At 66.6% G+C, this 4,026-nt stretch carries 4 protein-coding genes; 1 reads left to right on the plus strand and 3 read right to left on the minus strand.

What is annotated here, in order from left to right; all coding sequences use genetic code 11:
* Window positions 1–301 precede the first annotated feature (301 nt).
* The 3 genes from G3480_RS25290 to G3480_RS25300 form a co-directional block, all read right to left on the minus strand.
* Complete coding sequence (locus G3480_RS25290; protein WP_164656987.1) at window positions 302–1,264, minus strand: 2-hydroxyacid dehydrogenase; 963 nt, start codon at window positions 1,262–1,264, stop codon at window positions 302–304.
* A 103-nt stretch (window positions 1,265–1,367) separates the two neighbouring features.
* Window positions 1,368–1,826: a LexA family protein gene (locus G3480_RS25295; protein ID WP_164656985.1), complete on the minus strand. Its 459-nt coding sequence runs from the start codon at window positions 1,824–1,826 to the stop codon at window positions 1,368–1,370.
* 152 nt (window positions 1,827–1,978) lie between these two features.
* The gene (locus G3480_RS25300) at window positions 1,979–2,245 is read right to left on the minus strand and encodes a hypothetical protein (RefSeq protein ID WP_164656986.1); all 267 of its coding nucleotides are present in this window, start codon (window positions 2,243–2,245) and stop codon (window positions 1,979–1,981) included.
* Window positions 2,246–2,458: 213 nt separating this feature from the next.
* Here G3480_RS25300 and mobH point away from each other — a divergent pair, with 213 nt between their 5' ends.
* Window positions 2,459–3,922, plus strand: a complete 1,464-nt coding sequence (mobH, locus tag G3480_RS25305) for a MobH family relaxase (RefSeq protein ID WP_240906066.1) — start codon at window positions 2,459–2,461, stop codon at window positions 3,920–3,922.
* Window positions 3,923–4,026 lie beyond the last annotated feature (104 nt).

Raw genomic sequence — 4,026 nt, forward strand, 5'->3', positions numbered from 1 at the left:
CGCCGACCGCCTGTGGACGAGAACGACACTCGATCCAGAGGAGGAGAAATTACGCATTCCGGCCTAGGTGGGGTTTAATATGGTCTTCAAGGCTAGAAAACGTCAAGAAGCAGGCCATCAAAATCAGTTGGTTGCTTCTTGTACAGCGTCTCAGGCGCGGAAGGCGGCCGCGCTTTATCGCGGTTGATCATCGCGCTGGGCGGCTGGCGATCAGCGTTGACGAGCGACCACTCCTCCCCACGGCAGCTCCCATTATCAAGTCGTGGCAAATTTCGGCGATGTGTTCCCCGCCTGATGCCGCTCAGGCGACGCGGTTGCGGTCCTTCCCGGCCAGGAAGGCATCAATGTTGGCCGCGATCTCCTCCACCACGCGCTGGCGCGCCTCGCGGCTGGCCCAGGCGATATGCGGGGTGACGATCAGGTTGGGGATGTCCGGCGCCAGGAGCGGATTGCCCCCGCGCGGTGGCTCGGCGCTCAGCACGTCGATCCCGGCACCGCCGAGGGTGCCGCGGCGCAGGGCCTCGGCCAGCGCCTGCTCATCGACGATACCGCCACGGGCGGTGTTGATGAACAGGGCGTCGCGGCGCATCAGGCCCAGCTCGTGGGCACCGATGAGGCCGCGGGTGGTGTCCGTGAGGGGACAGTGCAGGGTCAGCACATCGATCTGCGGCAGCAACTCCTCCAGCGGTAGCCGGCCCTCACGCGGCGGGCCGCCGGGGCGCTGGGCGATCAGCACCTGCAGGCCGAAGGCCTCGGCCACCCGAGCGACCGCCTGGCCCAGCTCGCCAAAGCCGACGATGCCCAGGGTGCGCCCGGCGAGCTCGCGAATCGGATAGTCCATCAGGCAGAAGCGGTCATGGCGCTGCCAGGCCCCCGAGGAGACCGCGCGTTGGTACTCTGGCAGGCGCGTGGTGAGGGCGAGGATCAGGGCGAAGACGTGCTGCACCACCGCCGGGGTGGCATAGCGCACCACATTGGCCACGGCGATGCCCCGTTCACGCGCCGCCGCCAGATCGACGTTGTTGGTGCCGGTGGCGGCGATGCAGACCAGGCGCAGCTCGCTGGCGGCGGCCAGGGTTTGGCGGTCCAGCACCACCTTGTTGGTCACCGCGATCTGGGTTTGGCGGAGGCGCGCCAGCGTCTCGGCGGGCTCCGTGTAGGCATGGCGCTGCCAGTGCCCGCAGACCCGATCCAGGGAGGACAGGTCGAGGTCACCTTGGTCGATGGTGGCCAGGTCCAGCAGGACGCCGTTCAAGGAAGACATGGCAGGATTCGCGGCAGTGGAGATGAGCGGCATGATAGTGGGTCGGGCAGGGTGCCGTCACTGCACGCCGCTCCGTCGCGGCTCTGCGGCTTGATCGTTCTGCTCATCCGCCCATCCGCACCAGCCCGGTGACCACGCCAAGGATCTGAATCTCGCCAGCGTTGAGCGCGAGCGGTGCGACCTCGGGGTTGGCGGGCTGGAGCCGAATCCGGTCTGCCCCGGCATAGAAGCGCTTGAGCGTGACCTGCTCGCCATGGATGAGAGCCACCACCGTGTCGCCGTTCTCAGCCGTCTGACGGCGCTCTACCACGATAATGTCGCCATCCTCGATCTGATCCTCGACCATGGACTGCCCGCGCACCCGCAGCGCAAAGCTGGCCTTGCGTGCCATCGGGAGTGGAACCTGGATGGTCTCATGCTCCAAGGCGGCATCGATCGGCTGGCCCGCACTGACCCAGCCGAGCAACGGCAGATCGACGCCGGCCTCGCTCTCCGATGGTGGAGAGACGGTCGTCCAGGTCAGATGGGTGCGGCGGTTGATCAGATAGGTTGGCGCGTTCATCGGGCCTCCGGCAGACAGCACACGCCGCCTCAAAGGGTTGGCCCAAGTCTAGCGGGGTCCAGAAGCCGTGGCGACACTTGGGGGCCGCCCCGAGAATGTCTGGGTAGAGGCCGGTGCAGACGCAGCGACGGGTGCGCTTCCGTCCGGAGGCGTCATTGGTCGCGGATCCGCTGCCGCCCGCACCGCGCCCGCCCGTCGAGGGTCATCCCGCACCATTGTCCATCGGGATCGAGGGCATGCTCGGTGTGCCCGCCACGCCAAATGGCGCCACCCAAGGATTCGGGCGGACGATAAGGCACATAGGCAGGGAAGGGCAGTCGCGCCGGGGTGGTCTGCGCCGGCGTCGGCTCCGGCGGCGTGGCGCAGCCGCTGAGCATGACGCAGGCAAGGGAAAGCAGAAATCGAATGCGGTTGACCATGCCATCAGACCCACGAGTGCGAAACGGATGAGCCTACTCTGCTGCGTGGCCTGGTGCCGGCCGAAACGGTAAACCGAGCGGGTCAGGGTTCTTCTGGAACAACGGTAAAGACCGCATTCACCGTTCTTCGTCGCCGGTGACCCCGGAGCATGCTTGGATAGGCGTTTCTGCCAAGCCTCCACGGCGGATGCGCGCACGACGATGCCTAGCCTCATGACCCGCTACCGAGCCGCCTGGGCCGCCTTTCGCACGGCCGACGTCGAGTCGCCGTCAATCGGCCCTGCTGCTTCCGCAGCGCCCGCCGATCTTGACCCCGCGCCGGAGATCCCGCGCTATCCGCCCTTCCTCAAAGGCTTGCCTGTCGCCAGCACAGCCCAGATCCTCGCGACCCAGCGCACTCTCATCGCCAGCCTTCAGGATGCCCTGGCCTTCAGCGATCAGGACTACAGCACCCTGGTCCTCCCTCTGATCGAGCGCTACGCCGCCTTCGTCCATTTGCTGCCCGCGTCCGAAACCCATCACCATCGCGGCGCCGGGGGTCTCTTCCGGCATGGGCTCGAGGTCGCCTTCCAGGCCGCCCGCGCCAGTCGCGGACGTCTCTTCGCCCTCGACCGCTTGCCCGAGGAGCGACGGATCCTCGAGCCACGCTGGCACCTGGCCGCCTGCATCGCCGGACTGCTGCACGATGTGGGCAAGCCGGTCGCCGATCTCTCGGTGGTCGACCGAAATGGGTCGTACCGATGGCAACCGCTCGACGAGCCGCTGGCAGAGTGGGCCGGTTCGCACGGCATCGACCGCTACTTCCTGCGCTGGACCACCCAGCGCGTCCATCACAGCCATGAACTCTTCACCGCCGCTGTGCTCCCGCAGCTCCTGACCCGGCCGGTGCGCCACTGGCTGATGGATCCCGATCCGCTGGTCTGGCTCACCCTGGGCCGAGTGCTGGCCGGGATGGACGACCAGGCGTTGCTCGGTGAGCTGATGCGCGAGGCCGATCGGGTCAGCGTCGCCCAGGACCTGCGCGAGAACCGCCTCGACCCGGACGCGCTCTCGCTCGGGGTGCCGATCGAGCGCTATCTGATCGACACCATGCGCTCCCTGCTGCGCGACGGGACCTGGACGGTCAACACGCCCGGGGCACGGGTGTGGATCTTTCCGCCCAATCGGGTTCACCTGGTCTGGCCCGCCTGCGCTGAGGCCATCGTCCAGCGGCTTTCCGGTGAACGCATCCCGGGAATTCCACGCGATCCGGATACGCTGGCGGACATCCTGATCGAGCGTCATCTGGCGCGGGCACGACCGTTGGGTGAGGGCGTGCCGGCTGCGCGCACCTGGCGTCTGGCTCCGGCACTGCTCGCCCGCGAGCAGCCCGTTGAGCTGAGTTTCCTGTGCCTGGCGAGCCCTGAGCTGCTGTTCTCGGGAGTGGTGCCGCCAGCCACGCCTTTGGTTACGACCGTTCCTGAGTCTGGCTTGGCGTCCGTCGTCGTGGAAGACACGGGCGTCGTGCCCAAGGCGACGGTGGGTTCGACTTCGGGCCTTGCGATCGAGCCCGGTCATGACGATGTCCGGGGAATCGCTGACAGGATCGGCAACGCCACACCGGCCGAGCCCTCCGAGCGGGACCAGGCCCGCGATTGGCTTAGAGGATATCCGGAACAGAAAATGCTTAATAATTAAAATGCCAAATAAGATAGTATCTTAGGTACGACAATCACGCGTATCGAGGATGCCATGGCCTTTCAAGAGATGTCCGATGATTTTTGGCGCCAGGCAGAACCGTT

The organism is Thiorhodococcus mannitoliphagus (assembly GCF_010915725.1).
Classification (GTDB): Bacteria; Pseudomonadota; Gammaproteobacteria; order Chromatiales; family Chromatiaceae; genus Thiorhodococcus; species Thiorhodococcus mannitoliphagus.

Bases quoted from the DNA above. Each gene is read 5' to 3' on its own strand.
- G3480_RS25290 (WP_164656987.1), bottom strand. From the start codon at position 1,264: ATGTCTTCCTTGAACGGCGTCCTGCTGGACCTGGCCACCATCGACCAA.
- G3480_RS25295 (WP_164656985.1), bottom strand. From the start codon at position 1,826: ATGAACGCGCCAACCTATCTGATCAACCGCCGCACCCATCTGACCTGG.
- G3480_RS25300 (WP_164656986.1), bottom strand. From the start codon at position 2,245: ATGGTCAACCGCATTCGATTTCTGCTTTCCCTTGCCTGCGTCATGCTC.
- mobH (WP_240906066.1), top strand. From the start codon at position 2,459: ATGACCCGCTACCGAGCCGCCTGGGCCGCCTTTCGCACGGCCGACGTC.